At 63.3% G+C, this 16,936-nt stretch carries 14 protein-coding genes; 11 read left to right on the top strand and 3 right to left on the bottom strand.

All coding sequences use genetic code 11. The features are described 5' to 3' along the window. Positions 1-14 precede the first annotated feature (14 nt). Positions 15-644 carry a TetR/AcrR family transcriptional regulator gene (locus tag ABG82_RS13955; RefSeq protein WP_043075738.1) on the bottom strand — a complete coding sequence of 210 codons (630 nt, stop codon included), beginning with the start codon at positions 642-644 and terminating at the stop codon, positions 15-17. Between the two features lie 118 nt (positions 645-762). Between ABG82_RS13955 and ABG82_RS13960 the strand changes: the two genes are divergently transcribed. From ABG82_RS13960 to ABG82_RS14000, 9 genes are all read left to right on the top strand, one after another. After that, positions 763-2,085, top strand: coding sequence for a flavin-containing monooxygenase (locus tag ABG82_RS13960; protein WP_043075737.1), 1,323 nt, complete (start codon positions 763-765; stop codon positions 2,083-2,085). Then, positions 2,082-2,996, top strand: a complete 915-nt coding sequence (locus ABG82_RS13965; RefSeq protein ID WP_043075736.1) for an alpha/beta hydrolase — start codon at positions 2,082-2,084, stop codon at positions 2,994-2,996. Before ABG82_RS13960 ends, ABG82_RS13965 begins: the two co-directional genes overlap by 4 nt. Then, positions 2,989-4,572: a fatty-acid--CoA ligase FadD1 gene (gene fadD1 / locus ABG82_RS13970; protein WP_043075735.1), complete on the top strand. Its 1,584-nt coding sequence runs from the start codon at positions 2,989-2,991 to the stop codon at positions 4,570-4,572. The genes ABG82_RS13965 and fadD1 overlap by 8 nt, the downstream gene beginning before the upstream one ends. Before the next feature lie 435 nt (positions 4,573-5,007). After that, entirely contained in the window at positions 5,008-6,333 is a 1,326-nt protein-coding gene (locus ABG82_RS13975; protein WP_043075734.1) for a DegT/DnrJ/EryC1/StrS family aminotransferase, read from the top strand. Further along, a complete protein-coding gene (locus ABG82_RS13980) occupies positions 6,317-7,147 on the top strand; it encodes an HAD family hydrolase (protein ID WP_043075733.1) in 831 nt (276 codons plus the stop codon). The genes ABG82_RS13975 and ABG82_RS13980 overlap by 17 nt, the downstream gene beginning before the upstream one ends. A 2-nt stretch (positions 7,148-7,149) precedes the next feature. Then, on the top strand, positions 7,150-8,238 hold the full coding sequence (locus ABG82_RS13985) for a Gfo/Idh/MocA family protein (protein ID WP_043075732.1): 1,089 nt from the start codon (positions 7,150-7,152) through the stop codon (positions 8,236-8,238). A gap of 47 nt (positions 8,239-8,285) precedes the next feature. Then, positions 8,286-9,392, top strand: a complete 1,107-nt coding sequence (locus ABG82_RS13990) for an MFS transporter (protein ID WP_043075731.1) — start codon at positions 8,286-8,288, stop codon at positions 9,390-9,392. A 58-nt stretch (positions 9,393-9,450) separates the two neighbouring features. Further along, on the top strand, positions 9,451-10,800 hold the full coding sequence (locus ABG82_RS13995) for an HNH endonuclease signature motif containing protein (protein ID WP_043075730.1): 1,350 nt from the start codon (positions 9,451-9,453) through the stop codon (positions 10,798-10,800). Between the two features lie 36 nt (positions 10,801-10,836). Continuing rightward, positions 10,837-12,039: an FAD-dependent oxidoreductase gene (locus tag ABG82_RS14000; protein ID WP_078343201.1), complete on the top strand. Its 1,203-nt coding sequence runs from the start codon at positions 10,837-10,839 to the stop codon at positions 12,037-12,039. Positions 12,040-12,048: 9 nt separating this feature from the next. On the opposite strand, the gene polA is transcribed toward ABG82_RS14000, so the two are convergent. Together polA and ABG82_RS14010 are read right to left on the bottom strand one after the other, a co-directional pair. After that, positions 12,049-14,763 carry a DNA polymerase I gene (gene polA / locus ABG82_RS14005; RefSeq protein WP_043075729.1) on the bottom strand — a complete coding sequence of 905 codons (2,715 nt, stop codon included), beginning with the start codon at positions 14,761-14,763 and terminating at the stop codon, positions 12,049-12,051. Positions 14,764-14,789: 26 nt separating this feature from the next. After that, on the bottom strand, positions 14,790-15,188 hold the full coding sequence (locus ABG82_RS14010; RefSeq protein ID WP_043075728.1) for a VOC family protein: 399 nt from the start codon (positions 15,186-15,188) through the stop codon (positions 14,790-14,792). 91 nt (positions 15,189-15,279) lie between these two features. On the opposite strand from ABG82_RS14010, the gene ABG82_RS14015 reads away from it, so the two are divergent. Both ABG82_RS14015 and ABG82_RS14020 read left to right on the top strand, forming a co-directional pair. After that, a complete protein-coding gene (locus ABG82_RS14015) occupies positions 15,280-15,720 on the top strand; it encodes a Zn-ribbon domain-containing OB-fold protein (protein ID WP_043075727.1) in 441 nt (146 codons plus the stop codon). Continuing rightward, positions 15,717-16,922: a lipid-transfer protein gene (locus ABG82_RS14020; RefSeq protein ID WP_043075726.1), complete on the top strand. Its 1,206-nt coding sequence runs from the start codon at positions 15,717-15,719 to the stop codon at positions 16,920-16,922. Before ABG82_RS14015 ends, ABG82_RS14020 begins: the two co-directional genes overlap by 4 nt. The last annotated feature ends 14 nt before the right edge of the window (positions 16,923-16,936 follow it).

A 16,936-nucleotide genomic window follows, 5' to 3' on the forward strand; every position in this document is an offset into this window, starting at 1 on the left:
TCCTTGTGGTGCTGCTATTTCGCTGGCGCAATGCGAAGTGCCGGTAGGACATAGCGCCGGAAGTGACGCGTCAGTGAGTTCGGGTCGTCAGGATCGATGCAGTTTCCGGGCACGGTGCCCAGGCTGATCATCACGCGCGCGATCCACTCGCTGGCCTCGTCAATATCCGTGCGTGCGTGGATTTCTCCGGCGTCGCGGGCCGCTTCGAGGTACGGCCGCCAGAATCCGGCCAGGTCGGGTACCAGACCCTGGACGCCGGCGCCGGCGCAGGCCATGAATTCCTCGGGTTCGCGCAGCCGCATGCGCATCAGTAGGGTGCCCGGATCGTCATAGGCGCGTCGGCCGATCTTCACGCCGGCAACCAGTCGTGCCTCGAACCCTGTAATGGCCGCTAGTTCCGCGGCGGACTGCGCCCAACTGACCTCGATCAAGCGAATGATCGCCGCCCCCACCAGAGCCTGCTTGTCGGGAAAGTGCCGATACAGCCAGGATCGGGAAACGCCCGCCTCCTCCGCCACGTCAGTCATCGTGGTTGCGCGAATACCTTTGTCGGACAATAGTTTCTCGGTGGCATCGAGTAGCCGCGAGGCCACCGAGTCATTGTCGGATTCAGGCGTCGGACCTTCTTCGAACGCTGCGGTCATGCCCTCAATCTAAACAAGGCGTAGACACATTTCAAGATCTGTGTACACTCCGAATGTACAGATCTTCAGAAGTGTTCACAGGTGACCGCAATGGCGCGGTCGCACCCCAAGGAGTGCCGTGACCCGACCTAGTACCGCAATCATCGGAGCTGGAATCAGCGGGCTGACCACCGCGAAAATGCTCTCCGACTACGGAATCCCTCATACCTGCTTCGAGACTTCAGACCGGATCGGCGGAAATTGGGCCTTTGGCAATCCCAACGGCCATAGCAGCGCCTACCGCTCCCTGCATATCGATACCTCGCGGCATCAACTCTCGTTTCGTGACTTCCCGATGCCCGACAGCTATCCACACTTTCCGCATCACACGCTGATCAAGCAGTATCTCGAGGACTATGCCGCGGCATTTGATCTCAAGCGCAACATCGAATTCCGGAATGGAATCGTGCACGCTGAACGGCTACCGCGCGGCGGTTGGGAACTGCTGACACAGTCGGGCGAACGGCGACACTTCGAGCTTCTCGTTGTCGCCAACGGCCATCATTGGGATCCAAGATATCCCCACTTTCCCGGTTCCTTTGCCGGCACCACGTTGCATTCGCATCACTACATCGATCCGCGCACCCCGCTGAATCTCATGGACAAACGAATCCTGGTGGTTGGACTTGGCAACAGTGCGGCAGACATCGCGGTTGAGCTGTCCTCGCGTGCCACCGGAAACTCGGTGACCCTGTCCACTCGCTCCGGCGCCTGGATCGTGCCCAAGTACGTCGCCGGGCAGCCTGCGGACAAGTACTTCCGCACCAGCCCGCACATTCCGATGTCCTGGCAGCGCAGGCTCTTTCAGATGATGCAGCCGCTCATGTCGGGCCGTCCCGATCAACTCGGTCTTCCGATGCCGAACCACAAGTTCGGAGAGGCGCATTTCACCCAGTCCGTCGAACTACCTCTGCGGCTGGGATCGGGCGATATTGTCCCCAAACCCAACATCAGCCGTCTTGACGGTGACACGGTGTGTTTCGAAGACGGTACCTGCGCGGACTTCGACGTGATCATCTTCGCGACCGGATACAACATCACGTTCCCGTTCTTTGATCCGGAGTTCCTCAGCGCACCGGACAATCGCATCGATTTGTACAAGCGGATGTTCAAACCGGGCCTTGATGACCTGATTTTCGTGGGGTTGGCCCAGGCGGTGCCATCGCTGTTTCCCTTCGTTGAGTGCCAGGCCCGTTTGGTGGGCGCCTACGCGGCCGGCAAGTATCGGCTCCCTCCGATCGATGAGATGAACCAGGTTATTGCGGCCGAGCATCGCAAGTACACCGGCCACATGCTGGAGCGCCCGCGGCACACCCAGCAACTGGATTACTTCCTCTATGAGCACGACATGCGAACCCGGGAGATCCCCCGCGGACTCGCACGGGCGGAGGGCGTGGCGTGAACCGGCAGAGCGTCAGATTCAACAGCCATGGAATCGACTGCGATGCCTGGCTTTATCGGGCAACGACCACACCAGATGCCGCTCCCATTGTGGTGATGGCGCACGGTGTGGGCGGCACCAAGGACTCGGGACTGGAACCTTTTGCCGAGCGTCTGGCCGAGGCCGGCGTGCATGCGCTCGCCTTCGACTATCGCGGCTTCGGGTCTTCCGAGGGCTTTCCCCGGCAGCAGGTTTCGTTCAGCCATCAAATCGGCGACTACCACGCCGCGGTGAACTTCGCCGCCCGGCTTCCCGGTGTGGACCCCAGGCGAATCGTCCTGTGGGGCGTGTCGTTGGCTGGTGGCCATGTATTGGCGGTTGCCGGTTCTCGCAATGATATTGCCGCCGTCGTCTCAGTGACGCCTCTGGTCGACGGTATCGCGGCGGCCAAGTCTGCTGTGGGCCAACACAGTGCCGCTACCCTGCTGCGGTCTGCGGTGACCGGAATCCGCAGCAGGATTGGCCGGGAGCAGCACACGATACCGATCGTAGGGCGCCCGGGCGAGCTGGCGGCATTGACCGTCGACGGCTACTACGAGGCGCATCTGGCGATCGCGGGCCCCGCATGGCGTAACGAGATCGATGCCACCGTGGGTACTCAGCTCGCCTCGTATCGTCCTGCCAGATATGCGTCCCGAATCAACTGCCCGACGCTGGTGCAGATCGCCGACTTCGACCGCGCCGCGCCACCCTATGCCGCGGCCAAGGCGGCTTTCAAGGCGCGGGCGGAGGTCCGTCACTACCCGTGCGATCACTTCGGTGTGTACCAGGGACAGGAGTGCTTCGACGCCGTCATCGACCACCAAATACGGTTTTTGGCAAGGCATCTGGGCGTCACGGCGGCTTCGTTTTCTGAAGCAGTTCATGGCTGAAACCGTTCAGCAGCTGGTCCTTGCCCGTGCGGCAGACGACAACATTGGACTTGTGTACCAGGGCCAGAGATGGTCGTGGCGCGAACACTTGGCCGAGGCTGCTCGCCACGCGACTGCCTTGATCGGCATGGCGGACGCGGATCGACCGCTGCATGTCGGCACTCTGCTGGGCAACACGCCCGCGATGGCCACGGCGATGGCCGCCGCCGCGCAGGGTGGATATATTCTGTGCGCTCTCAACACCACTCGGCGCGGCGACGGATTGGCTCGTGACATCCGCACATCGGATGTGCAGATCCTGCTGGTGGATGAGGAACATCGTCCCCTTCTTGACGCGATGGAGCTGTCCGGGGTGAGGGTGGTCGACATCAGCAGCACCGATTGGTGCGCGCAGACGAGTGCGGTCGGTGGCGTGCTCCCCTACCGGGTGGCTCAGCCGCTCGATCCGTTCATGATGATCTTCACCTCGGGCACCAGCGGCGATCCCAAAGCCGTTCTGGTGACGCACGCGATGGTGCTCGTCGCCGCGCAGTCATTGGTGGCCCGGTTCTCCCTCTCCTCTATCGACGTCTGTTACGTCTCCATGCCGCTGTTTCATTCGAATGCTGTGCTGGCTGGGTGGGCGGTCGCCGTAGCGGCCGGCGCGACTCTGGCCCCTGCGAAGTTCTCCGCATCGCGCTTCCTCGCCGACATCCGTGAATTGGGCGCCACGTACATGAACTACGTTGGCAAGCCATTGGCGTACGTGCTGGCCACACCGGCGCGAGCGGATGACGCGTCCAATCCGCTCCGGGTGGCCTTTGGCAACGAGGCGTCTGATCCCGATATCGCCGAATTCGAGAAGCGATTCGACGTCACGGTCTACGACGGATTCGGTTCGACGGAGAACGCGGTGATCATCACGCGCGAGGAAGGAACGCCGCGCGGATCGATCGGTAAGGGGTTCCCGGGAGTCGCGATCTACGATCCGGACTCGGTGAGCGAGTGTGCCGTCGCCAGGTTCGATATCGACGGCGTCCTGGCCAACCCCGACGAGGCGGTCGGCGAGTTGGTGAATACCCAGGGGGCAGGCTTCTTTTCGGGCTATTACAACGACGAGGGCGCAACCGATGAACGCATGCGCCATGGCATGTATTGGTCAGGTGACCTGGCCTACCGAGACATCGAGGGCTGGATCTACCTGGCGGGGCGTACGGCCGACTGGATGCGGATTAACGGCGAGAACCTAGCCGCGGCACCCATCGAACGGATCTTGCAACGACATCCCTCGGTGAGCCAGGCCGCGGTATACGCGGTGCGTTCCGCGGACGGTGGTGATGAGCTGATGGCCGCACTGGTACTGCGGGCTCCGCTGACGCATCTTGACCTGACGGAGTTTCTCTCCGCACAGCCCGATCTACCCGGGATCGGCTGGCCTCGACACATCCGCCTGGCCCGGCATCTTCCCTGCACCGCGACCAACAAAGTCCTCAAAAGAGTGTTGATTTCCGAGGGGCTCGAAGTAACGGACAGCGAATTATGGCGCCGCGAAGAACGTGGTGCCGAATACTTCTCATGTGATCGCACGGACTATTAGTCGGCATGTGTCCACACCGGAATTAACTCACTATAGGCTGCTGACCGGAGCGGGCGTCCCTCCCGCGGCGATTCTTGACTAAATCTTGAGACCTTAAAAGCCGGCTGATTTCTTCCGCATTTCCGCAGTTCATCGGCCAAATCATCACGGCTGCAATTGGTTGCGTCGCGATTTATCGAATTGTGAGATGACAGTTATCGCCGTTGTGGGTGCCTGGGAAGTTTCTGTGTAAGCACATTAAGCACACGCTGATCAGATTAATTAGACGTTAAGCATGCGTGATCGATACATGAAAGCGGGTGCGATATCTATTGACGGCGGATCAATTAAATGACACGTTGCCTATTGGGCCCGCCGTCGCATGACGCCCCGGCGTAGAGCCGACAAGTCGCCATCAAGATTGATTAATCTGCTTTTTCTTTCCGGGAGTGTCATATGTCTATTGCCGAATCCATCAATGTGCCGGTGCCCGCGGGATCCGCGCCGTCGACGAAGACCAGGGAGCTCACGCGGGCGCTACTCTCCGGACGTGAGGTGCATCCCGGCGAGATCCCGCCGGGTCGCGCTTACACCACGCTGCGAGACCTGGCCACCCATCCGGGCCTGCACGGCGTCAGCGATGTGCTGGCACCGGGCACCGCTCCGGATACCGTTGATTTCCTACCGCTGGCCAGGTTGGTGAATCCGGCCGAGCTGCCTGCCATTCGCGCCGCGGTAGACAGCGTGCTGCCGACCGGTAAGTTCACTTCCGGTCCCCACGTCGACGCATTTGAAGACGAGATCGCGACCTACCTTGGGATCGACCACGTCATCGGGGCCTCGAGCGGAACCGATGCGTTGACGGCCGTGCTACTGGCGCTCGGGGCCGGGCCAGGAACCGAAGTCATCTTGCCCGCCAATAGCTTTGCCGCCACCGAGAACGCCGTCTTCGTGACGGGCGCCCGGCCCGTGTTGGTCGACACTCGCGCGGAGGATTACCTGCTGGACCCCGCGGAAGTCGAAGCCGCCATCAGCAGTCGCACGGTGGCGGTACTTCCGGTGCACCTTTATGGCGCGTTCGCCGATGTCCGTGCGTTGACCGAAGTTACTTCCCGTCATGGAATCCCGGTGGTGGAGGACGCATGCCAGGGAATCGGCCTCGACGGACTGGGGCATCACAGTGATGCGGCAATACTCAGCTTCAACCCCTACAAGAACCTAGGCGCGGTGGGGAAAGCCGGTGCGGTGGCAACCCGCCTTCCCGGACTTGCCCAGCGCGTCACCGAACTGCTGTACCACGGCTTCGCCGCGGGCCAAAAGAACGTCAAGGCAGGCGTATACGGGCTCAATTCGCGTCTGGACAATCTGCAAGCGGCCGTCCTGCGGGCCCGACTGGACTGGCTCGGCCAGAACAACCTGGCGCGCAGCATTCTTGCCCGACGATACGTCGATGGCTTGGCCGACCTGGCCATCACCGCGCGTCTTCGTCTGCCCACCTGGGACGCTGACCACGTCTGGCATCTGTTCACAGTCGAGGCGATTCGAGATGACCGCGATGCTGTTACCGCCGCTCTTCGTGACGCCAGCATCGCAACCGATCTTTACTATCCGGTGCTCACGCACAAACACCAGGTGCCTTCGGTGGCCGACCTCTTCGAGGGCGTGCGATTGCCACGCACCGAAGCATCGCACGCACGCATATTCCAGCTGCCGCTCTATCCCGGGCTCACCCTCGCCGAACAAGACCGCGTGATTGGGGCGCTGCATGACGTCCTTGCTTGATATCCACACTGCGACGGACTGGCTGGTGCTGTGCGATTTCGATGAGACGTTCTTTGCTCACGACGCCGCGGTCCGCTCATCGCGCGATTTGGCTGATCTCGCAGCACTTGTCAACAGCCTGTCCACGTCGCGGGGTCTACGCTTCGGATTCATCACGGGTAGTTCACCGTCGACCGTCACCGCTGTGCTCGACGACCTGGGCACGTCACTGCGGCCGGCGTTCATCGGCGGCAACTTGGGGACAGAGCTGCTGGTGGTAGACCACACCGGTGAACTTGCCCCAGATGCGGGGTGGCAGGCCAGATTCCCACCCCCCGAGGAGTTTTCGGTTCGGGTGGACCGGGTGCTGGCAGCGGTTCCGGATCTGGTTCTCACCCCGCAAGCTACGCACGGAGCCGGTCTCTACAAGCGCAATTTCTATCTGCGTGCCGAAGCGGAGGACCTCGACGACGATGGCAGGGTCCGCTCGTTGCGTCAGGCGACCGCAGCGGAGGCGCTCGCGGTGAACATCAATCACTGCAATCCCGCCGCCGGTGACCCGGCGGGGTTCCTCGATGTCGACTTTTTGCCGCTGGGCGCCGGGAAGCGTGAGATCGCACGATTCCTGCAGCAGAGCTGGCAGGTACCGGCAAGCCGCACATTGGCTTTCGGAGACAGCGGCAACGATCTCGGCATGCTCGCCTGTGCGAGCCATGCCTGGCTGGTGGCCAACGCCACTGGCGAGGCACGCAAGGCCCACCCATACGTCACTGCCCGGCCACACGCGGGCGGAATCGTCGACACCATTGCCAACATTCTCACTAAGGAGCAGTAACCATGTTGAAAGTCGGAATCATCGGCGCGGGCGGCGTCGCCCGTGCCCACGCGCGCGCCCTGAATACGCTTAAAAACGCTGAGCTGGTTGGCGTTCTAGATATCGACGCGCGCGCGGCGGAGTCCTTCGCCAATGCTTACGGCGGCATCCCGGTCACCGACACCGACGCCCTGCTGGGAGTCGCGGACGCCGTCGTCGTGGCCTCCCCCAACTTCACCCATCGTGACCACTCACTCACGGCGCTGCGTGCCGGGCGATCAGTGCTGTGCGAGAAGCCCCTTGCGCTTTCCCGTGTTGAGGCCAAAGAGATGGTGGCGGCCGCCGGCGAGGTGACCTCACCCGCACTCGTCGGGTTCAACTATCGCCATCTGCCGGTCGTCACCGAGCTGCGCCGGCGATTGCAGCACGGGGACTTCGGCGCGATCTGCGCCGTGGAGCTGGGCTTCCGGAAGGACTCCGCATACCGGCGCAAGAACCACACCTGGCGCGACAGCGGCAGCTCCAACGGCACCAGTGGGGCACTCGGTGATCTGGGTGTACATCTGCTGGACCTGCTCACCTACGTTTCCGGTGGCCGCATCCTCGTAGACGAATGCCAGGCCCGAATCACCACCCACGTCACCAACAAGAGTGATGAAGTGGTCGAAGTCGACGACCATGCGGAGATCTATGGCCGTCTCAGCACCGGAAGCATCTTCACCTTGGTGGCTTCCAAAGCGGCCCCGACGGCGGAGTGCGGCTTCTCCATCCGGATCGTCGGAACCGACGCGGTGTTCCGGTACCACACGGCCGATCCCGGGCGGTATCTCATCTCGCGCGGTGCGCAGACCGAAACCGTTGAGCTGGAACGTACCTTGCTTTCCGATCCGGCCAACGAGGTCCACGGGTGGTCGGATTCGTTTCGCTCGGAGATCGATCACTGGAGCCGCCTTACTTCCGTGGGCGCAGCGGGAACCGGACGCCACGCTCTTGCCACATTTGAGGACGGTCTGGCGGCACAAGAGATTCTGGAATCCTTGCTACGCGGCAGCAAGCCGCAGCCCGAACGCCTGACGGTCGAGCACACCCTGCCAAGCCCTGCCGAATTGTGACGTCGCCTGGCCACGTTCACCTCACATCGTGCGGTGCCTACGCCGGAGTGGGCACCGCACATGTGTTCTGGGGCACTATCTCTTCCTATGCGCTTCCCGCGGAGGCCGCCAGCCACACGCTGGCGGCGCTCATCTCTGCGCAGTTCACCGGATTCCTGTTGGGCGTGCTCTCCGCGCCCCGGCTCGGAGCCCGGATCGGTGTAAGCCGACACATCACCGTGGCGCTGGCATTGTTCGCGGTTGCGCTGTCAACGCCGCTGTGGGTAGTGAACCCGTCAACTCTTGTGATCGCCAGCGTTATCCTCGGAACAGCGGCGGGCTCGCTGGAGACACAGATCGGCGCGCTGGCCCTTGAGCCTTCGCGAGGTCCGAGAGCTCTGACTGTCCTCGAGGCGTGCTTCGGACTTGCGGCACTGCTGTTCCCGGCGCTGGTGTTCCTGCTATCCCCGGTGATCTCCTGGCGCACACCGGTCGCGGCTGCCGCCGCGGCGATGGCATTCCTCTCGGTGATCTGGGCCCGCACACACTCGACCTCCTTGGTGCGACCCGCGCGTGATGCCGCCACGCAAACGGTGCCGTCTCCGGGGCACCCGGGGGCGCGCCAGGTGCCGACGGCCACCGCGTGCGTACTGCTCGTCTTTGCTGTCGTCTACGCCGGATTTGAGACGAACTTCGCGAACTTCCTGCCGCGGATTGTCGGATCCCACGGCGACGCCGGAGCGAGTGTGCTTGCGGTGAGCGGATTCTGGTTCGGCATCACAACCGGCCGCCTAGTGGCGGCGAGCGTTGTGCACGCCATTGTCGGGCGAAAGGCACTGGCCGCCCTGGCGGTTGGGCTCACCGGTGTGCTGCTTGGTCTCGCCTATTTCGATGGTGAGCTACTGGCAGCGCTGCCGTGGGTGATGGCGGCGGGGCTGTTCGCCTCGGCCATGTTTCCGGTGGCACTCACCCTTGCTACCCGGATCGGCGGCATCCCTATTCCGGTCATGACGAGCTACTTTGTCGCCTCGGCAAGTCTCGGCGGAGCGCTGCTAGCGGTTCCCGTCGGTATCACGCTCGACAGATTCGGGCCGCATGGTGCGGTGTTGCTATTTGCCGGTGCCGCTGGTCTTCTCGTTGTTCTCATCATCGCGCACACTCGACGCCATGACTGACTGACATTGCCTGTGAAACGCGTTGCCGCGGGGCATCGGTCACAGTACTATCGAATGTATGTTCGAAGCCTTGGGGGATGGTGAACTGATCGACGTGATCAGTTCCGCCCAGCGCGCCGAGGCGCAGGCCGCTTCACGGCGTCTTACTGCTATCGGGGTGCTGGTGGATCGGCACGCCGATCCCGGGCGGGAGGACCTTCGCGACAGGTTCGCGGTAGATCGCTGGGACGAGGTGGCCGCGCAGGTGGCGGCTGCTCAGGGCATTACCCATGCGCTGGCCTCGCACCAGATGCGCTACGCGTACGTGCTGCGGTATCGCTTGCGTGCCATATCGGAACGATTCGCAGCCGGTGACATCGTCTTTCGCACCGTCGCGTTGATCATCGCGCGTACCGAATTGGTCGAGGACGACAGGGTGGTCGCCGCGGTAGATGCCGCGATCGCTGAAGCGCTGCCCCGCTGGGAACGCTGGTCGGTGAAGCGGCTTACCGCCGCTCTGGATGCCCTGGTGTATCGCCACGATCGTGATGCGGTGGGCCGCGCCAAGACTGCTACCGACGATCGGCACCTCGAAATCCGGCCTCGGGATACCGGTGATCCGCTGGCTGAAGTCTGGGGTGTGCTGCAGACCCCGCACGCGGTGGCGCTCAACTTGAGGCTCAATCAGCTGGCGCGCACGGTATGCGCTGCCGATCCACGCACCCATGCTCAATTGCGTGCGGATACTGTCGGCGCTCTTACTCAATGCCTCGATCAGATGCGCTGCGCTTGCGGTGACCCCGACTGTGCCGGACGCGCGGTCGTCGACTGTCCGGTCGTCGTAAACATGGTCGTCAATCAGGACACCCTGGATGACACCGAATGCTGTGAGCCCGCACTGGTGTCCGGATTCGGAGTCGTGAACTCGGCCCAAGCACGTCAGATGGCCATGCAACCGGGTGCCCGGGTCCGCTCCCTGATTGCGAGCGAGGGCGTCGATGGCTACCGGCCCACCCGCGCTCTCGCTGCTTTTGTGCGGTGTCGTGATCTGATGTGCCGCTTCCCTGGCTGCTCGCACCCTGCGGACTCCGCCGAGCTCGACCACAGTGTCCCCTACGCCGACGGTGGATCTACCGCTGTTGGTAATCTTAAAGCGTTGTGCCGCAAGCATCATCTGCTGAAGACCTTCTGCGGGTGGCGCGAAATCCAAGAACCGGATGGCACCGTTGTCTGGAAGGCGCCCACGGGCCACGCTTACGTCACCACCCCGGCTGGCGGGTTGCTCTTCGGCAATCTCACTCGGGCTCGTACCCGAACCCAAGACCGCCAGCAACGGCGACGAACCGAGCGAAATCTCAACCGGCGCGAACGTCTGCGGCGCGATAGCGCTCGGGTGGCGCACGCCAAAGCCGACCCGCCACCGTTCTAAGGACTCCCACATGATGTAGGGCGTAGCGTCCGGGGTGTGGCGAAGATTCTGCGGACACAGGTATGTGTCGCGGGCGGAGGGCCCGCGGGGCTGGTGCACGCTCTGCTGCTGGCCAGGGCGGGAATCAACGTGGTCGTGCTGGAAAAACACGGAGATTTCTTGCGCGACTTCCGTGGGGACACGGTGCACCCAACCACCCTGCGGATCATGGATGACATCGGGCTCGTCGACGAATTCCTCATGCTGCCCCATCAGAAGGTCGACCACATCGCCTTCGACAGCGACGGGCAGCTGCGCACATTCGGCGACTTCCGCGTACTGAAGTGGCTGGGTTACAAACACCCGTACATCGCGTTCATGCCGCAGTGGGACTTTCTGGATTTCCTTGCCGAAAAGGCCCAGAAATACCAGGAGTTCACGCTGATTCGCAATGCGGAAGCCATTGATCTCGTCGTTGACGAGGATCGCGTGATTGGCGTGCGCACCCCGGATCTAGAAGTACGGGCGGAGCTGGTGATCGCAGCCGATGGGCGAAAGTCGGCCGTGCGCGCCGCCTCTGGCTTGCACACGGCCCAAGAGAGCTCGCCGATGGACGTCCTCTGGTTCCGGTTGAATCGCCGACCCGGCGACCCCGATGAGACGTTCGCGATCCTGCGGCGGGGCATGCTGTTGGCGATGATCCATCGCGGAGACTACTGGCAGGTCGCGCACCTGCTACCCAAAGGCGCAGGGCCGCAGCAGGGGTCACTGGAAGCGTTCAAGAAACGCCTGGTGACGGCGCGCCCGCAGCTGCGCGATCATGTAAACGATCTGCGCTCCTGGGCCGATACCAGTCATCTGGACGTGCGGGTCGATCGCCTCAAGACCTGGTGGCGGTCCGGCCTGCTCTGCATCGGCGATGCCGCACACGCCATGTCACCGGCCGGCGGCGTCGGCATCAATCTCGCTGTCGCCGATGCGGTAGCAGCTGCCAACATCGTCGTACAACCGCTGCGCACCGGGAATCTCACCGATCGGGACCTCGCCCGGGTGCAGCGACGGCGCGAACTGCCCACCAAAGCGGTGCAGGCATTTCAGGTGTTCGTACAGAACAACGTGATCAAGCCGGTGCTTACCGGGGACCTGTCCCCCATCAAGCTGCCGTTCTTCGTCGGGCGAGGTCCACTCAAGTTCATTCCGCCGATTGCCGTCGGCAGAGGCCTACGACCGGAACGGGTGCACACGCCCGACGTGCACTGAGCCAAGGAATCAGTGGGCTGCGGCATCCCAACTGCGGCCGTATCCCACGGACACCTCAAGCGGCACATCGAGCGGATACGCCGACCCCATGGTGTCGCGCACCAAAGCTTCCAGGCTGTCCCGCTCGCCCTCTGCCACCTCGAAGAGGAGCTCATCGTGTACCTGCAGGAGCATCCGCGACTGTAAGCCCTTGTCTCGCAAAGCCTTGTCGGTGGTGATCATCGCGACCTTGATGATGTCAGCCGCACTCCCCTGAATCGGCGCGTTGAGGGCGGCACGTTCGGCCGCCTCACGACGCAGACGGTCACCGCTGTCCAAGTCCGGCAGGTACCGGCGGCGGCCGAGCACGGTTGAGGTGTATCCGTCCTTGCGGGCCTGATCGACCACCGCACGCAGGTAATCACGCACCCCGCCGAACCGCGAGAAGTACTGATCCATCTGCTCTTTGGCCTCGTCATTGGAGATCTTGAGCTGGGTGGCCAGACCATAGGCCGACAGTCCGTAGGCCAGGCCATAGGACATCGCCTTGACCCGGCGGCGCAACTCGGCGGTGACCTCGTCGATGGGTACCCCGAACGCACGCGCCGCCACGAATGAGTGCAGATCCTCGCCCGTATTGAAGGCCTCGATCAACCCCTCGTCGGCCGACAGGTGCGCCATGATGCGCATCTCGATCTGGCTGTAGTCGACGGTCATCAGCTCCGAATAGCCTGCGCCGACGACGAATCCGTCGCGGATTTCCCGGCCCGCTTCGGTGCGCACCGGGATGTTCTGCAGGTTCGGCTCAGTGGACGAAAGTCGGCCCGTTGCCGCGATCGTCTGGTTGAAGGTGGTGTGGATACGGCCGTCGGCTGCAACCGATTTGAGCAGGCCGTCGACCGTTACCTTCAGCCGGGTGACATCGCGGTGGGTGAGCAGATGCTCCAGGAAAGGATGCCCGGTCTTGTCGAACAACGTCTGCAGGGCATCCGCGTCGGTGGTGTAACCAGTCTTTGTCTTCTTGGTCTTGGGCATGCCCAGCTCATCGAAGAGCACCACTTGGAGCTGCTTCGGTGAGCCCAGGTTGATCTGCTTGCCGATCACCGCGTATGCCGCATCGGCGGCTTCCCGTATGCCGGTGGCGAATTGATTCTGCAACGAGGTCAGGTGATCGGCGTCGACCGCGATACCGACGGCTTCGAGGCCCGCGAGCACTCGCTGGACCGGTAGCTCCATGTCGGCGAGCAGCGTCGCAGACTCGATGCGTTCGAGCTCGACGTCGAGCGCATCGGCGAGGTCGATCACGGCACGGGCGCGCAGCATCTGCGCCTGCGCAGCCTTCGCGTCGCCCGCGCCGTCCTCATCGAGCAGTGAAAGCTGTTGTTCCCCATCGTCTTCAGCGCGCAGCTCGCGGCGCAAATACCGTAGAGACAAATCGTCAAGTGCGAAGCTGCGCTGCCCCGGACGCACTAGATACGCGGCGAGTGCGGTGTCGGAGGTGACACCGTCGAGCTGCCAGCCGCGACCGGCCAACGCGTGAATGGCCTGTTTCGCCTCGTGCAGCGCCTTCGGGCGGTCGGGGTCGGCCAGCCACCCAGCCAACGCGGCCTCATCGTCGGGAGTGACTGTTGTGGTGTCGATGTACGCGCCGTCCCCATCGGCAGACGCGATGGCCACGGCGGTGGCATCGCCGTCATACGGTGTGTAGGTCCCTACCACCGCGAGACCGCTACGGCGGCCATCGCCGGCATGCTTGGTCAGCCACTCGGCGACCGTGCCGGGCTCCAACGCCTGGCCGGTCAGCTGGAACCCCTCGTCCACCTCGGGTTCCACGGCTTCCAAGGTTTCGAACAGCCGATCGCGGAGCACCCGGAACTCCAGGTCGTCGAACAAGCGGTGAATCTGGTCGCGGTCCCACGGCGCCAGGGCCAGCTGGGTGGGCACATAGGGAAGCGGCACCGTCCGCACAAGATCGGTGAGCTCGCGGTTGAGAATCACCGACGCGAGGTTGGCGCGCAGCGAGTCACCGACCTTTCCGCGCACGGTGTCGGCCTTGTCGACCAGCTCCTGCAGCGATCCGTACTCGAGAATCCACTTGGCCGCGGTCTTCTCTCCGACACCGGGAATCCCGGGCAGGTTGTCGCTCGGGTCGCCACGCAGCGCCGCGAAGTCCGGGTACTGGGTGGGCGTGAGCCCGTACTTCTCGACCACCGCCTCCGGAGTGAACCGGGTGAGATCGCTGACCCCCTTGCGCGGATACAACACCGTCACGTCGTCGTTGACGAGCTGCAGCGAGTCACGATCACCGGTGACCACGAAGACCTTGAACCCGTCTGCCTGCCCCTGTGTTGCCAGGGTGGCGATGATGTCATCGGCCTCGAAGCCCTCCTCAGCTAGCACCGTGATGCCCAGCGCTTGTAGGACTTCCTTGGTGATGTCGATCTGTCCGCGAAATTCGTCGGGAGTGGCCGAGCGCGTGGCCTTGTATTCGGGGTACCGCTCGGAGCGGAAGGTCTTGCGGGAAACGTCGAAGGCGGCGGCCACGTGTGTAGGGGCCTCGTCGCGCAACAGATTGATCAACATCGAGGTGAACCCGTAGACCGCGTTGGTGGTCAGGCCCGACTGTGTCTTGAAGTTCTCTGCCGGGAGCGCGTAAAACGCGCGGAAGGCCAGCGAGTTACCGTCGAGCAGCAGGAGGGTCGGCTGTTTGGTTCCGGTCTTCGTCGCAGGCGCAGTCACACTCATACCCTAGGCAACGGGTGCGACAGTACCTAAGACCCCGATGTCTCACCTGATCCGTAGGGCCGGGTGATGATCTCCAGATAGTGACCCGAGGGGTCGCGGAAGTAGACCCCGCGACCGCCGTCGTGGTGATTGATCTCGCCCGGATGCTGGGCACGCGGATCTGCCCAATGCTCGAGGCCGCGATCGACGATGCGTCCGTAGATCGCGTCGAAATCGTCCTCATCGACCAAGAAGGCATAGTGCTGAGGGGTGATATCGGCGGCCGCGATGGTCGCGAAATCGAGATTGCCGCCGTGTTCGAGCACCACATTCAGGAAGTGCCCGAATTCCTGCGCGGCGGACAGGCCGAAGACGTCGGTGAAGAACCGCGCGGACTCATCGCGGTCTCGTGAATGAACGATCGTATGGTTGAACGCGATACCCATAAGACCAGGGTAAGCCTGCCATCGGACATTCAATGTCCCACTGAACTGACACACGTTTCAATTCGTTGATCGGCATGGGTAATCTGACCGGGTGCCTACAGACCAAGCGCCCGCCATCGACGGCTGGTTCGATACCGATGAATCCGGCCAGCCGCATTTGATCGGCGGCAAGTGCACGCACTGCGCCACCATCGTCTTTCCACCGCGTGCCAACAACTGCCCCAACCCGGCATGCGACAGCGATGTCCTGGATCAGGTGCCGCTCTCCTCGCGTGGCACGGTCTGGAGCTACACGGAGAATCAGTACGCTCCGCCTCCGCCCTATCCGGCCTGCGACCCGTACCAGCCCTACGCCATCGCGGCAGTCGAGCTGGCTGCCGAGGGCATCATCGTGCTCGGCAAGGTGGTGACCGGTACCGGTGCTGCCGACCTGAAGGTCGGTCAGGCCATGGAACTTGCGCTGGAACCGCTCTACACCGACGACGACGGCGTTGAGCGCCTGGTCTACGCATGGAAGAAGGTCTCCGCATGAGCCGCACCCCGGATCCGGTCTACATCCTCGGTGCGGGGATGCACCCATGGGGCAAGTGGGGACGGGACTTCACCGAGTACGGCGTCGCTGCTGCGCGCACCGCACTGCAGGATGCCGAATTGGACTGGCGTCAAATTCAGTTCGTTGCCGGTGCGGACACCATTCGCAACGGATATCCGGGATTCATCGCCGGCTCGACGTTCGCTCAGAAACTCGGCTGGAACGGCGTGCCCATCAGTTCCACCTACGCGGCCTGCGCCAGCGGCTCGCAGGCGTTGCAAAGCGCCCGCGCGCAGATTCTCGCCGGGTTCTGCGATGTGGCGCTCGTGATCGGGGCCGACACCACTCCGAAGGGCTTCTTCGCCCCTGTCGGCGGTGAGCGCAAGGCTGACCCCGACTGGCAACGGTTCCACCTCATCGGTGCCACCAACCCCGTGTACTTCGCGATGCTCGCGCGGCGGCGGATGGATCTGTACGGCGCGACCGCCGAGGACTTCGCCCAGGTGAAGGTGAAGAACTCGCGGCACGGCCTGAACAACCCGAACGCCCGTTTCCGCAAGGAGTCCTCGGTCGAGGACGTGCTGGCCAGCCCGGTGGTGTCGGATCCGTTGCGGCTGCTGGACATCTGTGCGACAAGCGACGGTGCCGCGGCCCTCATCGTGGCGAGCGCCGATTTCGCCAAGAAGCACCTCGGCTCGGTAGAAGGTGTCCCGTCGGTGCGCGCGGTCGCGACCATCACCCCGAAGTACCCACAGCACCTTCCGGAATTGCCGGATATCGCAACCGATTCCACCGCGGTGGTGCCGGCGCCGGAGCGAGTGTTCAAGGACCAGATCGTCGACGCCGCCTACGCCGAAGCCGGTATCGGGCCCGAGGACATCAGCCTTGCCGAGGTATACGACCTTTCGACGGCCCTCGAGCTGGACTGGTATGAGCACCTGGGTCTGTGCCCCAAGGGTGAGGGAGAACAGCTGCTGCGCAGCGGCGCCACCACGGTCGGAGGCCGGGTTCCGGTGAATGCCTCCGGGGGCCTGGCGTGTTTCGGCGAGGCCATCCCGGCACAGGCCATCGCGCAGGTGTGTGAGCTGACCTGGCAGTTGCGTGGACAAGCCGGGGACCGTCAGGTAGAGGGTGCCCGGGTCGGTATCACCGCCAACCAGGGTCTATTCGGCAATGGTTCGTCAGTGATCGTCGCGCGGTAACGTCCTCTGCGGGT

This window comes from Mycobacteroides immunogenum (assembly GCF_001605725.1).
In the GTDB taxonomy this organism is placed as follows: domain Bacteria; phylum Actinomycetota; class Actinomycetes; order Mycobacteriales; family Mycobacteriaceae; genus Mycobacterium; species Mycobacterium immunogenum.